This window comes from Paeniglutamicibacter cryotolerans (genome assembly GCF_014190875.1).
In the GTDB taxonomy this organism is placed as follows: domain Bacteria; phylum Actinomycetota; class Actinomycetes; order Actinomycetales; family Micrococcaceae; genus Paeniglutamicibacter; species Paeniglutamicibacter cryotolerans.
Genome location: NZ_JACHVS010000001.1, coordinates 1,870,630 through 1,892,576 on the forward strand (window position 1 = coordinate 1,870,630; position 21,947 = coordinate 1,892,576).

Sequence of the window (21,947 nt, forward strand, 5' to 3'; positions counted from 1 at the left end):
ATTCCCCCGTCGCGGGGATCCGGGGTCCAAGCGCTTTGACGGCTCCGTGCATTTTCGGCCCTCGTCTTGCAGCGGGATCCCTAGGCCGTAGGACCGCATCGGGGTGCTGGGCGCAAACGTGTCAAGACCGTCTGCTCACCCTCGGTGGGGACCTAGAAACTCCTCCAGCCGCAGTGCCACCGCCTTGGGATCGTGCAGCTCGCACTCCCACAGCACCAGGGTGTCCCACCCGAGCTCGCCCAGCGCCGCGAGCTGGTGGGCGTCGCGTGCCTGGTTTCTGCTCCGCTTGGCTACCCAAAAGTCGTGGTTGGTGCCCGGCTCACGCAGCCCGGCCGGGCAATGGTGCCGGTGCCAGAAGCAGCCGTTGACGAAGACGGCTTTGTGGCGGGAGGCGAAGACCAGATCGGGTTTGCCCGGCAGCCTGGAACCCGGCAGTGCGATATCCGGGTGGGCACGCCGTGCACTGGCCGCTTCGGCCACCGACATGCTGCCCTGTAATCGGTATCGATAGCCGGCGGCGTGGGCCAGCTTCCGGACCAGGAGTTCGGGCCTGGTGTCCTTGCTCCTGATCCGGCGCATCATGGCCGAACGTTCGGCCGGGGAAAGCCGGTCCATGCAACCAGTATGTGGGCAGCGGGAGGGTCCCGGACCGCAGGGCCGGCAACGGTTCCCTAACCAGAGGCGGCCCGGCAGCTCGTCGACGGTCCATTCGGCCGTCGCTGTAACCGGAAAAACGCCGTCGGAGGCTGAATGGACGCGCCCGACCCGACCAGTGTGCCGATCATCACTCGGACATTGAAGGGCCTCCACATGACCTTCCGCATTTAGAAGCCTGTGGCAATCCGGTTCCGGGGGGCTTGAGGCGTTGTCCCACGAGCCGTCTGCAGGGACTGGCCCGGGCCGTGGCCCGATGCGCAGGCCGGTCCCTTATCGGCGAGGATCCACCGTCCGCAAACGGCCGTCCAGCGCCTACGGCAAGGGCTCTCGGGGTGGATGCGCTGCACCGGTGGAACAGTTTCTGAACGATGGTCAAGTAACTGGTCCAACGGTTCGGGGTGAAGCTTTTCGGCGGGAAAACGCGTCTACCGCACCACGGTGCCTCGAAGGTCGACGGCCGGCCGCCTGGATGCCTGGGTGTAGCCAGCCAGCGTAGTCCGCACCGCGGTAAGTGGCGGCGGGCACCTGCAACAACCCCTTCAGAATGGGTAAAGTGGATGTCCGTTAAGTTCAAAGACCTCAATTTCCGTGGACGGGAACTCGCTCGATGACAAAAAAACAGGATTCAGGAACCACTGAAAAGGACGCGACTACCCCGACTCTGGGTGAGGGTTCGCTCCTTCAGGTCCTTGAAGAAAACTATCCCCACGACATCCATCCCGGGCTTGTACCGGGGATTTCGGTGGATGAACAGCGGATCAAGTACGGCACGGACCGGCTCGTGTTCAGCCTCGCCGCGATACTGATCCTGGGTTTCATTGCCTGGGGCATCATTTCAACCGAATCACTTAAAAGTGTTTCCGACGCGGCGCTCAGCTGGGTCGTCGCCAACATGGGTTGGCTCTTTACCTCGCTGGTATCGCTGGTGCTGCTATTCATGATTTATCTGGGGTTCAGCAAATATGGGCGCATCCCGTTGGGCGTCGATGGCGAGAAGCCGGAGTATTCCAAATTCTCTTGGATCGCCATGATGTTCTCTGCGGGCATGGGCATCGGGCTGTTCTTTTTTGGACCTTATGAGCCGTTGACGTACTTCATCTCGCCAGCGCCCGGAACCGCAGATCCGGAAACCCGTGAAGCCTTGCACAAGGCCATGGCACAGACCATTTTCCATTGGGGTCTGCATGCCTGGGCGATCTACGCGTTGGTGGGTGCCGCCGTCGCCTATGGCGCCTATCGCCGCGGCCGGGTTCCGCTGATGAGCTCGATTTTCACTGTACTGCTGGGCAAGCGCCAAACCGAGGGCATCCCAGGTCGACTGATCGACATGTTTGCCATCGTTGCGACGCTTTTTGGTACTGCAGCATCGCTGGGTATCGGCGCCTTGCAGGTGGGAAGGGGAGTGGAGATCGTCGGGGGCATTGGAAAGCTTTCCAATGCGGGCCTGATCATCATCATTGCGATCCTCAGCGCCGCATTCGTCGCCTCGGCCGTATCCGGTATCGGGCGCGGGATCCGCTGGCTTTCCAATATCAATATGACCCTGGCCATGCTGCTGGCGGCCTTTGTCTTCATTGCCGGACCGACGCTCTTCCTGCTGAACCTCATCCCGGCCTCGCTGGCCGAGTATCTCTCGGAACTGTTGCATATGATGAGCAAGGGACCCTCCTGGGGAGGCGAATCGGCAGATTTCTCGGCTTCATGGACGGTCTTCTACTGGGCTTGGTGGATCTCCTGGTCACCATTCGTCGGCATCTTCCTGGCCCGGATCTCACGTGGTAGAACGTTGCGCGAATATGTGCAGTATGTCCTGGTCGTGCCCACGGTGGTGTGTGCCTTGGCATTCGGCGTCTTCGGTGGAACTTCCATGTGGCTGCGGATGAACGGTGCGGGCATCGGAACCGATGAATCCCCGCAGGATCTATTCTTCAAGGTCCTTGAACAGCTGCCGTTGGCTCAGATCACCCCATTCGTGGCGATGGCATGCATTGCAATCTTCTTTATTACGTCTGCCGATTCGGCATCCGTGGTGATGGGCATCCTCTCCCAGCGCGGCAAGCCCGAACCCGACAAAAAGATCGTTGTCTTTTGGGGTATGGCCATGATGGGCATTGCCGTGGTCATGCTCTTGGTGGGCGGCAACACCGCTTTGGAAGGCCTGCAGAACCTCATCATCGTCTCCGCCTTGCCCTTCGCCATCATCTTGCTGCTCATGATGGTGGCTTTCACCAAGGACCTACACACCGATCCCATGATGATTCGGCAGGAATTCGCTGTGCAGGCGATTGAGAATGCGGTCAAGGTCGGCATCGATGAACACGGCGACGATTTTGCACTGACCGTCGAAAAAGCGAGTGACGGGCAGGGCGCCGGCGCTGAGTTTGATTCCCACGGAAGTGAAGTAACCGACTGGTATCAGCGTCACGATGAGGAGGGAAATCCCATCGAATACGACTACAAGGCCGGCGAATATGCCGACGGTTGGATGCCCGAAAACGGCGTAGCCAGTGGTGCTCAGGAGCCCGAGCCGATGGAGTCGGCTAAACCCTGATTCTGCTATCTCCGAGGTCTGTGGTTTTCGCAACTCCCATCCTCGGAGCCCGTGAGACGCGGTAGGACAGGCCACCGCCGGTCATCCGTGGGTACAGGGATTTTGCCGGGGCGTTGGCGATTCCCCGTTGGTGCCCTGTTTGACGTGCGGACGGGGCGGAGTGCTGACCGTCCCGCCGGGATGATCCGGCAATGCAATGCAACCACTATGGAGACCGTCAGGTGACTTCGCCATAAAAATGACAGGCAAAGCCAGTGCACATGTGCTCTGGCTTTGCCTGTCATTAAGGAACGGCTGGCCGCTGCATTCCCGGGTTGCCGCGACCGGAAGGCCAGATTCCCAATAGATGCCGGGGCCGAGGAACACCGGGGGCTGGGTGGGGCTACTTTGCGGGCGTGGGCGAGAGCCCGGTGCCGTAGCCGATCCCGGGCTTGGGTTTGCCGAGGATCTGGGTGACCGTGACGAAGTGGAAGCCCCGGCCTTTGAGGTCCTTCAGGACGGCCGGCATCGCCTTGAGCGTTGACTCGTGGATGTCGTGCATCAACACGATGGAACCGGGCTTGGCGGCCTCCGCTGCCTTGATGGTCTTCTTCGTGTCGCGGGTCAGCCAATCCTGCGTGTCGATGCTCCACAGCGCGATGGGCGTGCTGAGGTCCTTCTTCAGAGCTGCGGGAAGGGCGCCGAACGGCGGACGGATCAGCGTGGGGTTGGAGCCGGTGACCTGCTTGACGGCGGCGGCCGTCTTGTCCAGGTCGCGCTCGGCGGCGGATACCGACATCTTGCTCAGGTCCTGATGCGCCCAGCTGTGGTTGCCGATCTCATGGCCGCGGCTGGCTGTGTCCTTGAGGACCTGCGGGTGCTTCTGCACGTCTTTTCCGATCACGAAGAACGTGGCCTTGGCCTGATACGTATCGAGCAGGTTAAGCAGGTCCTCGGTGTAGGCACCCGGTCCGTCGTCAAAGGTCAGCGCGACGCACTTGACCTTTGCGCAGTTCGGACTCTTGGTCGTCTCGGCGGGTTCCTTGCGTTTACCGGAAGTTTCCGCAGGTGGCGAGGTAACCGCTGGGCTGGAACCGGGGCCGGCAATGAACTGCTGCCCGGATTGGGCAGGGTGGGTCGGCGCGGGTAGTGCTGCTGAGCATCCGGCCAATGCCAGGATCGCAGTGGCGGCTAGGGATGTGCGTAGTGCTTTGGAGCGGAACCTCATGCTTTCCATGGTGTCGTGGATTCGTCTGCGTTTGGGTAATTGACGCGCCTTGGAGGCCGATTGCCAGCCAATGCATAGGCAGTTGGCAGGAAACGAACCATCCAAACTAGTTACAGCCGGGTCACAACTTCGAAATCAAAACCATTCGCCAGCGCAAGGTAGAGCGGCTGACGCAGATGGTTACCGGAAAACGAGACATGCCCGCGGCCTGCGGTGAACTCCGCGCCGTCCACTGCGGCATCCAGATCGTTGATCCTCAAGGATGCCGCCCTCTCTGCGATGTGTTTAAACGCCTGGAGTGCCTCGTAGCAGGACTCGGCCGGGCTGTTCAGTGCCGGTGCGTGCCTTCCATGCAGCCGCTGGTAACGCCCAAGGAGATCGAGCGCATCGGTGGTGGCCAAGGAACGGAAATAGGCAGCCGTGGAGTAGAGGTCCTGGGTCGCATCTGCCCCGCTGGCCAGCAACGTGTTTTCCTCCATGAGCGGGCTGAGCCTGATCATGGCATCCTGCAGGCCGCGATGGGCGAACCCGCGGTTGAAGAGGGCGGCGTTCTGGCCCACCATCAGCACCAGCACCGCATCGGCCCCGCTGCGGGCCACGTCATCCAGTACGGCTCCCATCCGCTGCGGCGCACTGTTGAAGGCGGTGCCCACGATGTCCAGATCCAAGGCGTGCATCTGGGCCCGCACCCCGGAAAAAGTCTTCTTCGGCCAGCTGTAGTCATCCCCGACAACAAACCAGCGCTTGGCCTTGCGATGCAGCTTGAGCCAGTCGAGTGCAGGATTCAGTTGGACGGTCGGGATCTCACCGGTGCAGTAGATGCCGGAGCGGTTCTCCCCGCCCTCATACAGCGCCGAATACAGGTAGGGGACCCGTCCGGATAGTACCGGTGCCAAGGCATCGCGGATCGGTGAAATATGCCAGCCGCTGACCGCCTGCACTGCGCCGGATCCCACCAGGGCAGCCACCTCGGTTCGAATCGATAGGATCGGGGCTCCTCCGTCAACGAGCAGGGTGCTCAGCTCCTGTCCGCGGATCCCTCCACCGGCGTTGATTTCGGCCACGGCAAGCTCGGTGACGGCCTCGGCGGAGGGTGCATAAATACCGCCGGGACCCTGCAGTGGAAGGACCATGGCAACCGTTAATCCCATGCTCCCACCTGCCGAGATGTGCTGTTGACGGGCGGCATTATGCCTACTTGGCGGTAGGCTGGACGCCTCATGGAGATTTCACGGGTCGCGCAGCAGGCGGATCCGGCAACCGGGGGAGTGGACGCGATGTCTGAACTACGCAATGCCGTTGTCGAATCCCGGCGCCTTGTCCAGCAGGTGCTGCCGGTCCTGAGGGCATCCGAGCTATCGCTCGAGGAATGGCTGATCCTCGATGTCTTGGCAGTGTCCGAGGGACTGTCCATGAATGAGATCGGGACGGCGACGAGAGCCTCGAATGCCACGTTGAGCCGGCACGTGGACGCGTTGGTGGGCCGGTCGCTGGCATACCGCGAGGTGGCCTTCGATGACCGGCGCAAGCTGGTGGTCTTCCTCTCGCCCCGAGGACGCGCATTATTTGATTCGATTACGCATAACCTCCTGACGCTTGCCGATTCGACCGCATAGACGGTGGGGTATGGCGGCCTTCCGGGTTTTTCCTCGAAAAGCTACCAGGGATCCGGGTTGTTCCAAGTGGGGAACGAGTTGCGCCGTCGTGGTGGTATTTGTACCTCGGCCAGGTGCCGCTCGCTCCTGATTGAATCTAACATTCATTGCTTGACAGTGTGACGTGAGTTACCTAGTGTCGGTCTTGAAATGCTTCCATTTGAAAATATTCCAACTGGACGTTTCTTGTGATTGATTTTCCAATACGACTGGAGAGTGGGATTCCGTGGCATTGAGCATTCATGACCAACTGGCAGACAAGGGTGTGCACCCAAGTGCCGAGCACCTGCGCAAGATCGAATCGAAATGGGACGAGATCAGGTCGCTGAAGGGCGACTTCGACGGTCTGAACCTGGATGATGCTGACATTGCAGTGCGTAACACGGCTGGAGGGGATCACCTTGTCTAAGGAACTGCTGAGCAAGTCCATCACCGAGTTGGCCGGGCTGATCGAGTCCAAGGCCGTCTCCCCGGTAGAAGCCACCGAGGCCCTGCTGGATCACGCACAGGCGCTGAACGGCGAGATCAACGCCTACATCAGCTTCCGCCCCGAGGAAGCCATGGCCGAGGCCAAGGTGGCCGAGGCGGAGATCGCAGCAGGGAACTATCGTGGCCCGTTGCATGGTGTTCCGATGGCGATCAAGGACAATATCTACGTCGGCGGCGAGGTCACCACCATGGCCTCGAAGATCCACGGCAACTTCGTGGCCGAAAAGGATGCCACGGTCATCGCCAAGCTGCGTGAGGCCGGCATGGTCTTGACCGGCAAGTTGAATATGCATGAATACGCTTGGGGCATCGATAACAACAGCCCGCACTTCGGACCGGTAAAGAACCCCTGGGACTTGGAAAAGGTCCCCGGCGGATCCAGTGGAGGTTCCGGTGCCGCAGTGGCGGCAAACATGACCTTCGGAACCCTGGGCACCGACACCGCCGGTTCCATTAGGATCCCCTCCGCCGCCTGCGGCATCGTCGGGCTCAAGCCCACCCATGGGCGGGTCAGCAAGGCAGGATGCTTCCCGCTTGCCTGGTCGCTGGACCACATCGGCCCGATGACCAAGACGGTCGACGACGCGGCAGCAATGCTGCAGGCCATCGCCGGATTCGATGCCAAGGATCCGACCTCGGCCAACGCGCCGGTGGGCAACTACACCGGGAACCTGAGCGGGGACGTCAAGGGCATGGTGATCGGCGTCGAGGAAGCCTACTTCTTCAAGGACGTCGACAGCGGCATCGAGGCGATCGTCCGTGATCAGATTGATGCGCTGGTACAGCGCGGAGCCATCTTGAAGAAGATCCAGATTCCGACGCTGCGTTATTCGGAATGGGCGGAGCTGGCCACCAGCCTCTCCGAGGCCTCTGCCATCCACCACCGCGACCTGCAGACCCGACCCGAGGATTTCGGCGCCGACATCAGGTTCCTGTTCGAACTCGGCGAGTTGTTCTCTTCGGTGGAATACCTGCAGGCCCAGCAGATCCGGCGCCAGCTCAAGGGTGACTTCCGTGCCGCGCTGGGTGAGGTCGACGTGATCATCGCCCCGACGCTGCCGGTCATGGCACCGAGCATTGGATCCTCCGAGGCTGACCTGAACGGGAAGAAGGTCGATCTGATCGACAGCTTCATCCGCTTCACCGGGCCGAGCAACCTCACCGGGCTGCCCGCGCTGACGGTGCCCGCCGGACTCAATGGCGGCATGCCGGTGGGACTGCAAATCATCGGGCGTGCCTTTGACGAGGCAACGATCCTGAATGTAGGCAGGGCCGTCGAACTGACGGTGCCACTGGGCGACGCCAAGCCGGACGCGGTCGAGGCCCGGGTCTGATCTGGCGAATTCCTGAACACGCGGGGACGGGACGGGGTTTGACCCCGGCCCGTCCCTTCGTGTTGCCGCGCACGTGGAGAGTCCCATGAGATTGGCCGGGATCGGGATGCTTGGACTGGCTGCCGGCGGCATGGCAGCCGCCGTCGGCGTGCTGCCGACTGCGGAGCTGGCCGCCCTGGGGTTGCGGATCGGTCCGATCATGCTGTTCCTGGCGTCGATCTCCGTGGTAGTGAACCTGTCGGCCCGGGCGGGCGTCTTTGCCGCACTGGCTGCCTTGGCTACCCAGGCGGCCGGCGGACGGACCTGGCTGTTGTGGACCTGGCAGATCCTGTTGGCCATCCTCTGTACAGCATTCCTGTCGCTGGACACCACTGCCGTGCTCTTGACCCCGCTGGTGCTGGCTGTGGTGCGTACCGCAGGGTTGCGGCCGCTGGCGTTCGCGGTTCCGATCATCTGGCTGGCCAATACCGCATCGCTGTTCCTGCCGGTGTCCAACGTGACGAATTTGTTGGCAGTGGAGGGTGGGACGCTGGGCACCCCGGCCGAGTTCCTGATCGGCATGTTCCTGCCTGGGGCCGCAGCGGTGGCTGCAACGGTGCTGGTATCCGTGCTGGTTTTCCGACGGCAGTTGCAGGGCCGGCACCGCGTCAGCAGTGGCGGGGACGGACCCGAAACGTGTGGGGACCGGATGCCCTTCCGTGCCTCGGTCATGGTGCTGGTGATGATCCTGCCGCTGCTGCTCAGTGCCATACCGTATTGGATCACCACCACGGCAGGGGCCGCTGTGCTGCTGGCCGTTTTCGCCTTGCGGGAACGTGCCGCCGTGCGTCTGTCCCTGGTGCCCTGGAACATTCTGCTTTTTGCGATCGGGCTGATGGTTGCCGCCAGCGTGCTCTCGGCGCTGCCGCTGGCCGGACTGCTACCCCGGCCAGGGCCGGGGCTCGGTGGGATGCTGGCCCTGGCAGCGTCCGGTGCCGTGGGCTCGAACCTGATCAACAACCTGCCGGCCTACCTGGTGTTCGAGCCGCTGGCTGGTTCACCGGAACTGCTGCGGGCCCTGCTCATCGGGGTCAACGCCGGCCCGCTGGCCACGCCCTGGGCCTCGCTGGCCACGCTGCTCTGGCATGACCAGCTACGCCGCGGCGGGGTGGAAGTGAGCTGGTTGACGTTCTGCCTGTGGGGTCTCTTGCTGGCACCACTGGCTGTGGCCGCCGCAGTGCTCACCTCCCACCTGACCGGAGGCTGAGTCCCGGCTTCGGCCTGCTTCGCCGACTCGCCTAGTCGCTGCCGAGCACGAACAGGGCGCTGGGTGCCGCATGCGTGTCGCGGATGCGCAGGAACAGGGCGGCGCCCGCGGCACCTGGCCAGTTGGCCGGCAGGCAATCGGAGGGCAAGCCCGGATCCCGGTAGGGGATCATCCGCCAGCTGTCGATCAGCTGCACGTAGGCGGCGAAGGCCGCCGGTCCCGGGGCGACCGTGCCGGCGGGGACAGTGGCGTTGAGCTCGATGAACTCCCGATGCAGGGAGGCCAGCGCCTCCAGGTCCCACCAGCTCGAGACCACCTCGCGCAGCTCGCCGGTGACGTGCGGGCGGGCCGTGGTGAACAGCACCGCTCGCTCGCCCAAGCCCAACGCGGTGAGGATCTCCGTTGCCTCCTCGCGGAGGTAATCGGGGCAGACCCAGAGTCCGGGGGAGACCATGCCGCACCCGATCCAATGCAGCTGCCGACGCAACTGGTGCCGCTGGCCGCGTTCGGATTCGGGCACCGAAAAGGAGATCAGGCACCACTGGCCATCGGGAGCCATGGCGCGCGGGGTGTGGATGCGCCGGTCCCCGCGCTCGAGCATGTGCTCGGCACGCGGGTCCAGCCCGTAGCCGGGTTGTCCGTCGCGGGCCTCGGCCACCAGCACATCCTTTTTCCGCAGCCGGGTGAGCGCGGTGCGAGTCAGTTCCGGGGCGACATCCAGGGCCTGCATCAGTTCGATCAGGCGTACCGATGACATCCAGCCGCCGGCATCACGCAGGTAGAGCCCGATGACTGTGCGCAGCAATGACGTGGTGCTCCCGGGGCGGGAGTCCATGTCATCGAGGACGGTGCTCATGACATGGAGGCCAGGACCCCGCGGATGGCCAGGATTCCGGCCTCGACTTCGGCGAAGGATGTGCTCAGCGGGGAGAGTCCGATGCGCAGCCCATACGGCGGGCGGAAGTCCGGGATGACTCCTGCTTCCCACAACTTGGCCGTGACCTCAGCGAAGCGGGGGTGGTCGATGATGACATGCGAGCCACGGTGCGCCGGATCCAGCGGGCTGGAAAGTTCCACGCCCAGCGGCACCAGATGCTCGCGTACCAGCGCAATGGTGTATTCGGTCAGCGCCACCGACTTGCTGCGCACCGCCTCGATGCCGACCTCGGCGAGCAGCGCCAGCATGTCCTTGAGCGGCTGCATGGCCAGGATCGGCGGAGTCCCGGTAATGAAGCGGCGGACGTTTGCCGCCGGCTCGTAGTCGGCTCCCATCTCGAACGGGTTGGCCGCGCCCATCCAGCCCCAGATGGGCTGCTGAAGCCGGCCGGTGAGCGCTGAATTGATGTAGGCGAAGGCCGGGGCGCCGGGGCCGCCATTGAGGTACTTGTAGCTGCAGCCCACGGCCAGGTCCACGCCCCAGGCGTCGAGTTCGGTCGGGATCGAACCGGCAGAATGGCACAGGTCCCACATCATCAGCGCGCCGGCATCCTTGACCAGCTTCGTGATTCCCGGGGCATCGGCGAGGAAGCCCGAACGGTAGGCGACGTGGCTGAGCAGGACCAGCGCGGTGCGCTCCCCGATGACGGCGGCCACGTCTTCGGGGGTGACGCCGGTGGCGGCGTCGGGATCGATCCATACGATTTTTGCGCCGCGTTCGGCCGCAATGCCCTCGACCAGGAAGCGGTCGGTGGGGAAGTTCCAGCGGTCGATGACTATCTCATCGCGGCCCGCCTGCCCGTCCAATCCCGCACGCAGCAGCTTATAGAGCAGCACGGAGGTCGAGTCCCCGATGATGGTCTGTCCCGGCGCCGCCCCGAGTACCGTGGCGCCGAGCAGGTCCCCGACTACCGTTGGCTCATCCATCCACTTCTCATCCCAGGAGCGGATCAGCCCGCTGCCCCATTCGCCCTGCACGAAGGCGGTGAGGTTCGCGGCCGTGGCACGCAGCGGACGGCCGAGCGAATTCCCGTCCAGGTAGGAGATGACCGAGCCGTCGGCCGGCTCGAAGAAGCGGTCGCGGTAGGCGGCTAACGGGTCCGCCGCGTCCAGCCGGGCGCTGGTGAGTGTGGCGTTCTCGGTGCTGTTGCTCATGGGTGTGGTGGTCCTTCTGGTGCCGGGGCGGGAACGGGGAAGCGGAGGAGGAAGGCGGTTACTTGCCGATTTCGGTGCGGACTGCGAAGAGCTCCGGGAAGAAGGTCAGGTCCAGTGCGCGCTTGAGGAAGTCGACTCCGGAGGAGCCGCCGGTTCCGGTCTTGAAGCCGATGGTCCGCTTGACCACGGACATGTGGCGGAAGCGCCAGGCCTGGAAATTGTCTTCAAGGTCCACCAGATCCTCGCAGGCCTGGTAGAAGCTCCACTGGGTGGCGTCGGATTCGTAGATGTCCTTGAACACCGGCACCAGGGCCTCATGGAAGACCCAGGCCTCGGACACGTCGCGGTTCAGGATCTCATCCGGGATCCCGTAGCCGGCGCGGGCCAGTGCGTGCAGGAATGCGTCGTAGACGGTGGGAGATTCAAGCAGCGTGGAGAGCAGCTGGTGGGCTGCCGGGTCCGATTCGAAGACCTTGAGCATGCCGCGGTGCTTGTTGCCGAGGATGAACTCGACGGCGCGGTACTGGAAGGACTGGAAGCCCGATGCCGATCCGAGGAAGCCGCGGAATTCGGAGTACTCGCGCGGGGTGAGGGTGGCCAGGACGGACCACTGCTCGGTGAGGGTCTTCTGGATGTGCTTGACCCGGGCCAGGCACTTGAGTGCCTTGCCGATTTCGTCGTTGTCCAGCAGGCGGCGGGATTCGAGCAGTTCATGCAGGATCAGCTTGAGCCACAGCTCGGAGGTCTGGTGCTGGATGATGAACAGCATCTCGTCGTGGTGCTCGGGCGTGCTGACCGGGTGCTGTGCCGAGAGGATGCGCTCCAGGTCCAGGTAGCTTCCGTATGACATGGTGTTGTGGAAGTCGGTGCGCATCGTGTCTTCGATTTCGCGGACGCCTTCGGGGCTCTGTGCATGGGGGCAACTCATGAAACGATGATATCAAGATCGTGACGCGCGTCAAGACTTTGAAATGATGGATCGTGTTGGATGCTGACGGCTCCCCGGGCCGGCAGCGTACCCGCAACGAAACTGTCCGGGTTCATCCAGGCGGCCACGCCAGGATCCCCGCCCGGGTCAGGCTTCGGGCCCGAGAACAAATTTGTTCGTTGGTACGCTGAGGGAATGGATGTTTCTTCGTTGTCGATCAGCACGCAAAACTACCTCAAGGCGATCTGGTCGTGGCAGGAGTGGTCCGACGAGCCGGTGACCACCTCGGTGGTGGCCGAAAAGGTTGGACTGCGTGCTTCCACCGTTTCCGAGGCAATCCGCAAGCTCAATGAGCAGGGGTTGGTCGACCACGAGCGCTATGGGCATATGACACTTACGGAGGCAGGACGGCTGCTGGCGGTCCAGATGGTTCGGCGCCACCGGTTGCTCGAGTCCTTCCTGGTACAGGCGTTGAAGTACCGCTGGGATGAGGTTCATGAGGAGGCTGAACACCTCGAGCACGTGGTCTCGGAAATGTTGGTGACCCGGATCGACGAGTATCTCGGATTCCCGCGCCGGGACCCGCATGGGGATCCGATTCCCCGTGCAGACGGAACAACCCACCGCCCGGATGCCGTGCCGCTCTCGGACATCGAACCCCAGGGGCTGGTCCGGGTCGAACGGATCTCGGATGCGGATGCGAAGATGCTCCAATTCTTTGCCGAGCGCGGGATCGTCCTGGATGCCGAGCTGTCGGTGGCGGCCGGCGAACCCTACTCCGACGCCGTCCTGGTCGCGGTATCCGGACGGGATGCGGAACCGCTGCGGCTGGGCCCGGCTGCGGCAGGTGCCATTTGGGTATCGAGCGACCAGGGCTGAACGAGGCCACCGGATGACCCGGATCATCACGGTGACGTGAACCGGGTCATCCGGTAGCGCTAGGCGTCCACCAGGGAGCGGCGGCGGGTGGCATCGGCCACCCTCCGGCCGATGACGCCTTGGCGCGGGCTGAACAGGTAGGCCAGGGCAAAGGCCCCGCCCTGGGCCAGTACCACCATGCCGCCGGAGGCCGTGTCCAGGTAGTAGCTGCAGTACAGCCCCACCACGCCGCACACCACCGAAATCACCGGTGCAATGACCAGCATTTTCCCGAAGCTGTCGGTCAGCAGGTAGGCGGTGGCACCGGGGATGATCAGCATCGCCACCACCAGCACCACGCCCACGGCCTGCAGGGCGACGACGGAGGTCAGCGCCAGCAGGCCGAGCAGGGCCGCGCCGAGCAGCTTCGGATTCAGCCCGATGGCATGGGCGTGGGTCGGGTCGAAGGCGTAGAGGGTGAAGTCGCGGCGCTTGAGCAGCAGCACGCCCAGGGTGATGGCGCCCAGTATCAGCACCTGGCTGACATCGGACCACGAAACCCCGAGCAGGTTCCCGAAGATGATGTGGTTCAGGTCCGTTTGCGAGGGCGTCACCGAGATCAGCACCAGGCCCAGGGCGAAGAGCGTCGTGAACACGATCCCGATCGCCGCATCCTCCTTGACCCGGCTGGTATCGCGCACCACCCCGATCAGGGCCACGGCCAGGAAACCGAAGACGATGGCTCCCAGCGCGAACGGGGCGCCCACCACGTAGGCCAGGACCACGCCTGGAAGCACGGCATGGGAGACGGCGTCGCCCATCAGCGACCAGCCGATGAGGACCAGCCAGCAGGACAGTACGGCGCAGACGATCGAGGAGACGAGGGTCGTCAGCAGTGCCCGGAGCATGAAATCGTAGCTCAGTGGTTCAACGAGGTATCCCATCAGGTCCATGCTCAGGCCTCTTTTCTGTTCAGGACATCGAGCCCAAAGGCCAGTGCCAGGTTCTCCGGGTGAAGGATCTGCTCGGGGGCGCCATGCATCAGCACCCGGCGCATGAGCAGGACCGCTTCGTCGGCGAGCCCCGGCAGGGCCTGCAGGTCATGGGTGGACACCAGGATCGTTGCCCCGGCCGCTGCCTGCTCGCGCAGGAGCCGCGTGATGGTCGCCTCGGACCGTTTGTCGACGCCGGCAAAGGGCTCGTCCAGCAGCACCACCGTCGCACCCTGGGCGATGCCGCGCGCCACGAAGGCGCGCTTCTTCTGGCCCCCGGACAGCTGGCCGATCTGCCGGTCGGCCAGCGCGGTCAGCTCGACGCGTTCCAACGCGGCGTCCACCTCCTCGTGGTCCCGGCGCTTCGGCCGACGGGTGAGTCCCATGTGCCCGTAGCGGCCCATCATCACCACCTCGCGGACCGAGAGCGGGAACGCCCAATCGACTTTCTCGCTCTGCGGAACGTAGCCGACGACCCCTGATTTACGTGCCTGCGCCGGTGAGGCGCCATTGATCGTCGCCCGGCCCGCGTCGGGCTTGATCATGCCCATGATCGTCTTGAAGAGGGTGGATTTGCCTGATCCGTTCACGCCGATCAAGCCACAGATCCGTCCCGGGTTGATCGCCAGGCTTGCCCCGTCCAGGGCGAGGACCTCGCCGTAGCGCACGGTGACGTCCTGGACGAGGATCGCCGGAACGCTCATGGCTGTGTTCCGTTCATGGCATCGACGATGGTCTTGGCATCGTGGCGGATCAAGTCGAGGTAGGTCGGTACCGGGCCGTCGGCGGTGGAGAGGGAATCGACGTAAAGGGTGCCGCCGTAGCGGGCGTCCGTCGCCTCGACGACCTGTTGCATCGGGGCATCGGAGACTGTTGATTCGCAGAAGACGGCAGGGATCGCGTTGTCCTTGACGAATTCGATGGCGCCGGCGATTTGCTTGGGCGTGGCCTGTTGTTCGGCATTGACAGCCCAAATGTATTTTTCGGTCAGTCCCGCATCACGGGCCAGATAGGAGAAGGCCCCCTCGCAGGTGACCAGGGCCCGCTGCTGTGCCGGGAGCTGTCCGAGCCCGGAAACCAACTCGTCCTGGACCAGCTGGAGTTCGTCCTGGTAGCTCGCTCCCTGCTCCTCAAAACTGCCGGCGTGTGCCGGGTCCAGCTCGCTGAACGCCCGGACCATGTTATCGACGTAGGTCTTGACGTTGGTCGGGGACATCCAGGCATGCGGGTTCTCCAGTCCCGCGTAGGCATCCTCGGTAATGCCGATCGGCTCGATGCCCTGGCTGACCAACACATGCGGGACATCCATCCCGTCCACGAACCTGGCGAACCAGGCCTCGAGTCCCATCCCGTTATCCAGGATGAGGTCGGCGGCCGCGGCGCGCCTGATATCACCCGGGGTGGGCTCATAGCCGTGGATTTCCGCCCCGATCTTGGTGATGGACTCGACCCGGAGGTGTTCGCCTGCCACGTTTTGGGCGATGTCGGCCAGCACCGAGAACGTGGTCAGGACCACCGGGCGCTCATCGGCCGCGGCGTCAGGCGGCATTGCTTCGCTCGTGCAGGCGGTCAAGGAGAGGGCGAGTAGTGCCGAGATACTGGTGAGCGCAGTACCGGCGCGAATTTTTTGACGGACAATATTATGTTTTCTCATGAGCGAAACCATATTATTCAATGATCCTAAAACACAAGTTTGGTATGCCGAATATTTGATGTTCAGTGGGCTGACCGGCACGCAAATGCGCGTTGACCATGCCCGGATATGACGCAGCGGTGTGCGCCGGACATAGGGTGGGGAAGGTGAAGAACATGAAGAGCGAATCCTTCCCTACTGGCGTCGGCACCGTGAATGACGGCTTCGTGCATGTGCGGGGGGCCAGCGAAAATAATCTGCGCGATGTCGGGGTGAGCATCCCCCGGGATGCCATTGTCGCCTTTACCGGGGTCTCGGGCTCGGGAAAGTCATCGCTGGCCTTCGGAACCATTTTCGCCGAGGCGCAGCGCCGCTTCCTGGAATCGGTGGCGCCTTATGCCCGTCGGCTGATTGCCCAGGGCCACACACCCCGGGTGGAGTTCATTTCAGGGCTGCCGCCGGCCGTCGCGTTGCAACAGCGCCGCGGATCGGTGAGTTCGCGTTCCACGACCGGAACGGTCACCACGCTGTCCAACTCCGTGCGGATGCTCTTCTCCCGCGCCGGAGATTACCCCCAAGGTGCACAGCGGCTGGACTCGGATTCGTTTTCCCCGAACACCGCCATGGGTGCCTGTCCCGAATGCCACGGTCTGGGCATCGCCCACACCGTCACCGAGGAATCGCTGGTCCCCGATCCATCCCTGTCCATCGCCCAGGGGGCCATCGCTGCCTGGCCGGGTGCGTGGCAGGGTAAGAACCTGCGCGATATCACCTCGAAGCTGGGCTACGACGTTCACGTTCCGTTCCGCGAGCTTTCCCGCACGGACCGCGACTGGCTGCTGTTTACCGACGAACAACCGGTAGTCGAGGTGATTCCCCAACGTGACCGGATCGAGAAGCCCTACAAGGGCCGCTTCTGGAGTGCCAAACGCCACGTGCTGCACACCGTCTCCGATTCCAAGAGCCAGCCCCAGCGTGAGCGGGCGCTGCGCTATATGCGTTCGGGGCCGTGCCCGCTGTGTGCCGGAACCGGGTTCAAGGCGGAAGCGCTCGCCGTCAGCTTCGGAGGATTGGATATTGCCCGGTTCAATGCCACCTCGCTGACCGAGCTGGCACAGGTGCTTGCACTTCCCGCCGCGGGGGAGGGGAACGACGTGGCTGCCGCCATTGCCTCCGATCTCTTGGAGCGCATCGAGGTGTTGCTGGGGTTGGGCCTGGGCTATCTGTCGCTGGACCGAGCCACCCCGACGCTTTCGCCGGGGGAGATGCAACGACTGCGGATTGCCACCCAGTTGCGTTCGGGCCTCTTTGGTGTCATCTATGTCCTTGACGAGCCCTCGGCCGGCCTGCATCCTGCCGATGCCGAACCCCTGATCGAGGTGCTGGGTGCGCTGAAGTCCGGAGGGAACTCGGTATTCGTGGTGGAGCACAACATGGATGTGGTCCGACGGGCCGATTGGCTAATCGATGTGGGGCCCGGCGCCGGGGAGGGCGGAGGAAACGTCCTCTATAGCGGGCCAGTTGCCGGTCTCCAGGCAGTGGGGGCCTCGGTGACCAGGCCCTTTTTGGCCCTCGATGCAGCACCGGTGTTGCCTGCTGCTCCCCGGACGGCCACCGGCTGGGTGGAGCTGAACGGAATCTACCTGCATAACCTGGTGGACCTGGCTGCGGCTTTCCCGCTGGGAGTGCTCAGCGCGGTCACCGGTGTTTCGGGTTCGGGCAAATCCTCGTTGGTGAGCACCGTGCTGGCACGGGTGGTCGGGGAACGGCTCAAGGGTGGAAACAGCGCCGGGCCGCACCCCCGGGACACCGAAGCAGACGCGGAAGCGGAAGCCGATCAGCTCAGCGTGCGTAGCCTGAGCGGTGCCGAATCCATTGACCGGCTGGTGCGAGTGGACCAGAAACCCATTGGCCGGACCCCCCGTTCAAACCTGGCCACCTACACCGGACTCTTCGATGCGGTCCGCCGTGCCTTTGCCCAGACCCCGGTGGCGCGACGGCACGGCTATGGCGCCGGACGCTTTTCCTTCAATGTGGCCGGAGGGCGATGCGAAACCTGCCTGGGTGAGGGGTACCTGGAAGTCGAGCTGCTCTTCCTGCCCGGAACCTATGGGCCCTGCCCCGAATGCCAGGGGGACCGCTACAACCCGGAGACGTTGGCTGTGGAATACCAGGGAAAGAACATTGCCCAGGTGCTGGGACTCAGCGTGGATGCTGCAGCAGGATTCTTGGCAGAAATTCCCGCCGCGGCGCGCAGCCTGCGCACGCTGCAAGACGTGGGGCTGGGCTATCTACGCCTGGGTCAACCGGCCACCGAGCTCTCCGGCGGCGAAGCCCAGCGGATCAAACTCGCCACCGAACTGCAACGGGCCCGGCGCGGGCATACCCTCTATCTCTTGGACGAGCCCACCACCGGGCTGCACCCTGCAGACGTGCTGCTGCTGCTGGCCCAGCTGAACCGACTGGTGGACGCGGGAAACACGGTGATCGTGGTGGAACACAACATGGATGTGGTGGCGTCCGCCGACTGGGTCATCGATCTGGGGCCCTCGGGTGGGGATGCCGGCGGACGCATCGTGGCCGCCGGAACACCACGCGATGTGTCCACGCATGCGCACAGCCGGACGGCGCCGTATCTGCGCAGGAGGCTGGCTGGTTGAGCAACGGCATGAGCCGGGCTCAGAGTTTGGACAAGAACTCCAGTACCCGTTGGGTCAGCAGTGCGGCGGAGTCCGGATCGTAGGATGCGAGCGAGCCGTCGGCAAAATAATGCTGGTCACCGGGATACAGGAACAGTTCACCGGCCTGCGCCTGAGCGGCGAGTTCCCGGGCTGCTTCGAGGTCTCCGTCGTCAACGAAGTACGGATCGTGTGCTGCCCCGTGGATCTGCACCGGCACCAGTGCTGGCCACGGCCCGAAAAAGGATGCCGGTACGCACGAGTAGAAGAACAATGCGCCCCGGGCCCCGGGGCGGGTCTGGGCCAGCTTCTGGGCCGGTAGCACCCCGAGTGAGAATCCGGCGTAGACCAGGGCCTGGGGCAGCTGTTCGGCCGCGAGGACGCCGCGTTCGGTGATCGTGTCGAATCCCACCGACTCGACATAGGCCATCCCCTTGCCGATGGAATCAAAGGTACGACCCTGGAAAAGGTCCGGCGTATGCACGATATGTCCAGCAGTGCGCAACTCTTGGGCGAAGTCGATGGTGCCGGGGCCGAGCCCCAGCGCATGGTGGAAGAGCAGGACCTCGGCCATCGTGAAGGGGGACCTCTCCTGGGCATGCATCGAACCGGCAGATAGGTACCACTCTGCACCAGCTGCGAATCGGCTGGCAACCCCGCGTGAGCCATCGCCTTTTCCTGCCCGGCAGCGTAGCGTTTTGAACAGGAGCACCACCGAGTCGAATCGTTGATCATGAAACTCTCTGCAAGCAGAAAATGGATACCGGCCGTTGCCGTTCCGGTCTTGATCGGGACCGTCGTGCTGGGTTCGTCCCTGGCCGCGAAGGCAGAACCGACACTGCCGCCCAAGAGTGCGGCCGAGCTGCTGGCCATGGTCGCCAACAACGACGTGCGCGCCTTCTCCGGTCAGCTCAGCGCCAGTACCGACCTCGGCCTGCCGCAGCTGCCGGATACCGGCGCGCTGGGGTCGAACAAGCAGGGGATGTCCGAGCAAGGTCATTCCAGCCCGGCCACCGCCTCCGTCTCCGCAATCCTGGGCCTGCTCTCGGGAACCCATCAGGCGCGGGTCTATGTCGATGGACCGGCCAAGGCCCGACTGCAGGTGTTCAACGGCATGAACGAGCGGAACCTCATTCGCAACGGCTCCAGCCTCTGGAGCTACGATTCGGCGAACCGGACGGCAACCCACGCCATTCTGCCGGCCAGCGCGGGCCACCATGCCCCCGATGCATCGAGCATGCCGACCCCCGATGAGCTCGCCAAGACGCTGCTGGCCAAGATCGAGCCGGGCACCGATGTCTCGGTCGGAACGGCATCGACCATCGCGGGCCGCGACGCCTACGAACTCACCCTGAGTCCGAAGACCGGCAGCTCGCTGGTGGCGGAGGTGCAGATCGGAATCGACGCGCAGACCGGCATGGCGCTGAACGTCACGGTCGATGCGGTGGGCCAATCCGACCCGGCCATCTCGCTCGGCTTCACCTCCTTTACCCCGCAGGCCCCGAATGCGAGCCTCTTCGACTTCACCCCGCCCCCGGGCGCCACGGTCAGGGAACAAAAGCTGCCGACGCCGCCAGCCACGAACCACCCGGCCACCGGCGTCAAGGACAGGCAGTCGATGGCCAAGAAGCCGACAGCCGCCCCGAACTTCGTGAAGGGCCACGGCTGGGATGCCGTCGTGGTGATCCCGGCCAAGGATGTCCCGGCGCAGCTCTCCGGGAACAAGGAATTAAGCATGCTGGCCACTCCGGTCTCCGGAGGGAAGCTGCTGCACACCTCGCTGTTCAACGTGCTGATCCGCGATGACGGCTCCGTCGCCGCCGGAATGGTGCCGCTAGAGGTGTTGCAGTCAGCGGCCGGCACGCGGTGAACGAGGCATCGGGCGACCTGGCGATCAGTACCCGGGGGCTGAGCAAGGCCTTTGGAAAGCGCCGGGCGGTCAACTCCATCGACCTTGCCGTCCCGCATGGGTCGGTCTTCGGGTTCCTGGGACCCAACGGATCCGGGAAGACCACCACCATCAGGATGCTGCTGGGACTTGCCGCCCCGGGCAGCGGGGAGATCACCCTGCTGGGACAGTCGATGCCGGGCGCCGCGGCGCGGGTGTTGCCGCGGGTCGGGGCGATGGTGGAGGGCCCGGCGTTCTACCCGTTCCTCTCCGGCCGGGCCAACCTGCTGCGGTTCGATGCGGCAAACCGTTCCACCGATCCGAGGACCAGCCGGCGGCGCATCGATGCGGCCCTGGAAAGGGTCGGCCTGGCCAAAGCGGCCAAGCTGGCCGTGCACGCCTATTCGCTGGGCATGAAGCAGCGGCTCGGGATAGCCAACGCGCTCAGTACCGAGCGCGACCTGCTGATCCTGGACGAGCCGACCAACGGACTGGACCCGCAGGGTACCCGCGAGGTCCGCAACATCATCGCAGGCCTGGCGGCGGAAGGACGGACCATCTTCGTCTCCAGCCACCTGCTCAGCGAAATCGAACAGATCTGCACCCATGTTGCCGTGATGAGCGTGGGCACATTGGTGGCCCAGGGGACGCTTCAGGAGCTGCGGGCCTCGGGCAGCAGCCGGATCACGGTGCTCACCCCGGATGCCGCCGTGGCACTCGCCGTGCTGGAAAGCCTCGGACTCGAGCCCAGGTCCGATGGCCCCGGATCCGTTGGCGCGCTGTATCCGGAGGGCTCGGCCGCACCGGAGGACATCGTCGCCGCCCTGGTCGCGGCCCGGGTGCGGGTGCGTGGTTTCAGCTCCGATCGGTCAAGCCTGGAGCAGCGGTTCGTTGAACTGACCGGAGAGGGGTTCAACCTTGCGCAATGAGACCCTGTTCGCCTCCGAACTGGCACTGCTCTTTCGCCGCCGCCGGACCTGGGCCATGCTGGCGGCCCTCGCCGCGGTGCCGGTCCTGATCGGCGTGGCCGTCAAGGTGTCTTCCTCTCCGTCCAGCGGCCGCGGGCCGGACTTCCTGGACCAGGTTGCCGGGAACGGGCTGTTCACCGCCCTGGTCGGGATCCTGGTCTGCATCCCGTTGTTCCTGCCGCTGACGGTTGCCGTGGTTGCCGGGGACGCCATCGCGGGGGAAGCCGGACACGGCACCCTGCGCTATCTGCTGATTTCCCCGGTCTCGCGGCTGCGTCTGCTCGTGGTCAAATACATCGGTGCAGCGGTGTTCTGCGTGGTTGCCGTGGGCGTGGTTGCGCTCGCCGGCATCGGTATCGGGTTGCTGCTGTTCCCGGTGGGACCGGTGACGCTGATTTCCGGCGATACCGTCTCGCTCGGACAGGGGCTGGCGCGGATCGGGCTGGTGGCAGCCTACGTGGCACTATCGCTGCTGGGCCTGGCCGCACTGGGACTGTTCATCTCCACGCTCACCGACGTGCCGATCGGTGCGATGGCCGCCACGGCGGTGCTGGCCGTGGTGGCCCAGATCCTTGGATCCCTGCCGCAGCTGGATTGGCTGCACGCGTGGCTGTTCACCAACCACTGGCTGGATTTCGCCGACCTGCTGCGCCAACCCGTGCTGTGGGATTCTTTCGGGCAGAACGCGCTGCTGCAGGGCGGGTACCTCTTGGTGTTCGGGGCCCTGGCCTACGGGCGGTTCGCCTCCAAGGACATCTTGTCCTGAAGGCCG

General features: G+C 64.2%; 21 protein-coding genes. 10 read left to right on the forward strand and 11 right to left on the reverse strand.

Annotated elements, in window-relative coordinates:
- Positions 1–135: 135 nt before the first annotated feature.
- A complete protein-coding gene (locus E9229_RS08770) occupies positions 136–615 on the reverse strand; it encodes a very short patch repair endonuclease (RefSeq protein WP_183510832.1) in 480 nt (159 codons plus the stop codon).
- Positions 616–1,399: 784 nt separating this feature from the next.
- Between E9229_RS08770 and E9229_RS08775 the strand changes: the two genes are divergently transcribed.
- On the forward strand, positions 1,400–3,208 hold the full coding sequence (locus E9229_RS08775; protein ID WP_312855645.1) for a BCCT family transporter: 1,809 nt from the start codon (positions 1,400–1,402) through the stop codon (positions 3,206–3,208).
- A 382-nt stretch (positions 3,209–3,590) separates the two neighbouring features.
- On the opposite strand, the gene E9229_RS08780 is transcribed toward E9229_RS08775, so the two are convergent.
- Positions 3,591–4,415 carry a polysaccharide deacetylase family protein gene (locus E9229_RS08780; protein WP_183511969.1) on the reverse strand — a complete coding sequence of 275 codons (825 nt, stop codon included), beginning with the start codon at positions 4,413–4,415 and terminating at the stop codon, positions 3,591–3,593.
- Between the two features lie 110 nt (positions 4,416–4,525).
- Positions 4,526–5,566 (reverse strand): substrate-binding domain-containing protein, encoded by a 1,041-nt coding sequence (locus E9229_RS08785; protein ID WP_221184412.1) that lies wholly within the window; start codon positions 5,564–5,566, stop codon positions 4,526–4,528.
- 69 nt (positions 5,567–5,635) lie between these two features.
- Between E9229_RS08785 and E9229_RS08790 the strand changes: the two genes are divergently transcribed.
- From E9229_RS08790 to E9229_RS08805, 4 genes are all read left to right on the forward strand, one after another.
- On the forward strand, positions 5,636–6,031 hold the full coding sequence (locus E9229_RS08790) for a MarR family winged helix-turn-helix transcriptional regulator (protein ID WP_183510834.1): 396 nt from the start codon (positions 5,636–5,638) through the stop codon (positions 6,029–6,031).
- A 271-nt stretch (positions 6,032–6,302) separates the two neighbouring features.
- Positions 6,303–6,479: a hypothetical protein gene (locus E9229_RS08795; RefSeq protein ID WP_221184413.1), complete on the forward strand. Its 177-nt coding sequence runs from the start codon at positions 6,303–6,305 to the stop codon at positions 6,477–6,479.
- Positions 6,472–7,893 (forward strand): amidase, encoded by a 1,422-nt coding sequence (locus tag E9229_RS08800; protein ID WP_183510836.1) that lies wholly within the window; start codon positions 6,472–6,474, stop codon positions 7,891–7,893. The genes E9229_RS08795 and E9229_RS08800 overlap by 8 nt, the downstream gene beginning before the upstream one ends.
- Before the next feature lie 85 nt (positions 7,894–7,978).
- The gene (locus E9229_RS08805) at positions 7,979–9,139 is read left to right on the forward strand and encodes an SLC13 family permease (protein ID WP_183510837.1); all 1,161 of its coding nucleotides are present in this window, start codon (positions 7,979–7,981) and stop codon (positions 9,137–9,139) included.
- A gap of 31 nt (positions 9,140–9,170) precedes the next feature.
- Here the strand turns inward: E9229_RS08805 and E9229_RS08810 are convergent, their stop codons facing one another.
- Genes E9229_RS08810 through E9229_RS08825 form a run of 4 tightly spaced genes read right to left on the reverse strand, consistent with a single transcriptional unit; the run spans position 9,171 to position 12,382 of the window.
- Positions 9,171–9,995, reverse strand: a complete 825-nt coding sequence (locus E9229_RS08810; RefSeq protein ID WP_183510838.1) for a PaaX family transcriptional regulator — start codon at positions 9,993–9,995, stop codon at positions 9,171–9,173.
- On the reverse strand, positions 9,992–11,230 hold the full coding sequence (locus E9229_RS08815; protein ID WP_183510840.1) for a kynureninase: 1,239 nt from the start codon (positions 11,228–11,230) through the stop codon (positions 9,992–9,994). Before E9229_RS08815 ends, E9229_RS08810 begins: the two co-directional genes overlap by 4 nt.
- Positions 11,231–11,288: 58 nt before the next feature.
- The gene (gene kynA, locus E9229_RS08820; RefSeq protein WP_183510841.1) at positions 11,289–12,158 is read right to left on the reverse strand and encodes a tryptophan 2,3-dioxygenase; all 870 of its coding nucleotides are present in this window, start codon (positions 12,156–12,158) and stop codon (positions 11,289–11,291) included.
- Positions 12,155–12,382: a hypothetical protein gene (locus E9229_RS08825; RefSeq protein ID WP_183512061.1), complete on the reverse strand. Its 228-nt coding sequence runs from the start codon at positions 12,380–12,382 to the stop codon at positions 12,155–12,157. The genes kynA and E9229_RS08825 overlap by 4 nt, the downstream gene beginning before the upstream one ends.
- Here E9229_RS08825 and E9229_RS08830 point away from each other — a divergent pair.
- Positions 12,369–13,037 carry a metal-dependent transcriptional regulator gene (locus E9229_RS08830; RefSeq protein ID WP_312855646.1) on the forward strand — a complete coding sequence of 223 codons (669 nt, stop codon included), beginning with the start codon at positions 12,369–12,371 and terminating at the stop codon, positions 13,035–13,037. The two genes, E9229_RS08825 and E9229_RS08830, sit on opposite strands and share 14 nt — an antisense overlap.
- A 59-nt stretch (positions 13,038–13,096) precedes the next feature.
- Here E9229_RS08830 and E9229_RS08835 read toward each other — a convergent pair whose 3' ends face one another.
- Genes E9229_RS08835 through E9229_RS08845 form a run of 3 tightly spaced genes read right to left on the reverse strand, consistent with a single transcriptional unit; the run spans position 13,097 to position 15,662 of the window.
- Positions 13,097–13,969 carry a metal ABC transporter permease gene (locus E9229_RS08835; protein ID WP_183510843.1) on the reverse strand — a complete coding sequence of 291 codons (873 nt, stop codon included), beginning with the start codon at positions 13,967–13,969 and terminating at the stop codon, positions 13,097–13,099.
- A 2-nt stretch (positions 13,970–13,971) separates the two neighbouring features.
- The gene (locus tag E9229_RS08840; RefSeq protein WP_183510844.1) at positions 13,972–14,712 is read right to left on the reverse strand and encodes a metal ABC transporter ATP-binding protein; all 741 of its coding nucleotides are present in this window, start codon (positions 14,710–14,712) and stop codon (positions 13,972–13,974) included.
- Positions 14,709–15,662 (reverse strand): metal ABC transporter substrate-binding protein, encoded by a 954-nt coding sequence (locus E9229_RS08845; RefSeq protein ID WP_183510845.1) that lies wholly within the window; start codon positions 15,660–15,662, stop codon positions 14,709–14,711. The genes E9229_RS08840 and E9229_RS08845 overlap by 4 nt, the downstream gene beginning before the upstream one ends.
- Before the next feature lie 155 nt (positions 15,663–15,817).
- On the opposite strand from E9229_RS08845, the gene E9229_RS08850 reads away from it, so the two are divergent.
- Positions 15,818–18,301 carry an excinuclease ABC subunit UvrA gene (locus E9229_RS08850; RefSeq protein WP_183510846.1) on the forward strand — a complete coding sequence of 828 codons (2,484 nt, stop codon included), beginning with the start codon at positions 15,818–15,820 and terminating at the stop codon, positions 18,299–18,301.
- A gap of 19 nt (positions 18,302–18,320) precedes the next feature.
- Here the strand turns inward: E9229_RS08850 and E9229_RS08855 are convergent, their stop codons facing one another.
- Positions 18,321–18,923, reverse strand: a complete 603-nt coding sequence (locus tag E9229_RS08855) for a dienelactone hydrolase family protein (protein ID WP_407671328.1) — start codon at positions 18,921–18,923, stop codon at positions 18,321–18,323.
- Positions 18,924–19,052: 129 nt separating this feature from the next.
- Between E9229_RS08855 and E9229_RS08860 the strand changes: the two genes are divergently transcribed.
- From E9229_RS08860 to E9229_RS08870, 3 genes are read left to right on the forward strand one after another with little or no spacing between them, the layout of a single operon-like run.
- Positions 19,053–20,189, forward strand: a complete 1,137-nt coding sequence (locus E9229_RS08860) for a LolA family protein (protein WP_183510848.1) — start codon at positions 19,053–19,055, stop codon at positions 20,187–20,189.
- Entirely contained in the window at positions 20,186–21,136 is a 951-nt protein-coding gene (locus E9229_RS08865; protein ID WP_312855647.1) for an ABC transporter ATP-binding protein, read from the forward strand. Before E9229_RS08860 ends, E9229_RS08865 begins: the two co-directional genes overlap by 4 nt.
- Positions 21,126–21,941, forward strand: coding sequence for an ABC transporter permease (locus tag E9229_RS08870; RefSeq protein WP_281369498.1), 816 nt, complete (start codon positions 21,126–21,128; stop codon positions 21,939–21,941). The genes E9229_RS08865 and E9229_RS08870 overlap by 11 nt, the downstream gene beginning before the upstream one ends.
- Positions 21,942–21,947: the final 6 nt, after the last annotated feature.

Bases quoted from the DNA above. Each gene is read 5' to 3' on its own strand.
- E9229_RS08770 (WP_183510832.1), bottom strand. From the start codon at position 615: ATGGACCGGCTTTCCCCGGCCGAACGTTCGGCCATGATGCGCCGGATC.
- E9229_RS08780 (WP_183511969.1), bottom strand. From the start codon at position 4,415: ATGAGGTTCCGCTCCAAAGCACTACGCACATCCCTAGCCGCCACTGCG.
- E9229_RS08785 (WP_221184412.1), bottom strand. From the start codon at position 5,566: ATGGGATTAACGGTTGCCATGGTCCTTCCACTGCAGGGTCCCGGCGGT.
- E9229_RS08790 (WP_183510834.1), top strand. From the start codon at position 5,636: ATGGAGATTTCACGGGTCGCGCAGCAGGCGGATCCGGCAACCGGGGGA.
- E9229_RS08805 (WP_183510837.1), top strand. From the start codon at position 7,979: ATGAGATTGGCCGGGATCGGGATGCTTGGACTGGCTGCCGGCGGCATG.
- E9229_RS08810 (WP_183510838.1), bottom strand. From the start codon at position 9,995: ATGAGCACCGTCCTCGATGACATGGACTCCCGCCCCGGGAGCACCACG.
- E9229_RS08815 (WP_183510840.1), bottom strand. From the start codon at position 11,230: ATGAGCAACAGCACCGAGAACGCCACACTCACCAGCGCCCGGCTGGAC.
- kynA (WP_183510841.1), bottom strand. From the start codon at position 12,158: ATGAGTTGCCCCCATGCACAGAGCCCCGAAGGCGTCCGCGAAATCGAA.
- E9229_RS08835 (WP_183510843.1), bottom strand. From the start codon at position 13,969: ATGGACCTGATGGGATACCTCGTTGAACCACTGAGCTACGATTTCATG.
- E9229_RS08840 (WP_183510844.1), bottom strand. From the start codon at position 14,712: ATGAGCGTTCCGGCGATCCTCGTCCAGGACGTCACCGTGCGCTACGGC.
- E9229_RS08845 (WP_183510845.1), bottom strand. From the start codon at position 15,662: ATGAGAAAACATAATATTGTCCGTCAAAAAATTCGCGCCGGTACTGCG.
- E9229_RS08850 (WP_183510846.1), top strand. From the start codon at position 15,818: ATGAAGAGCGAATCCTTCCCTACTGGCGTCGGCACCGTGAATGACGGC.
- E9229_RS08855 (WP_407671328.1), bottom strand. From the start codon at position 18,923: ATGCATGCCCAGGAGAGGTCCCCCTTCACGATGGCCGAGGTCCTGCTC.
- E9229_RS08860 (WP_183510848.1), top strand. From the start codon at position 19,053: ATGAAACTCTCTGCAAGCAGAAAATGGATACCGGCCGTTGCCGTTCCG.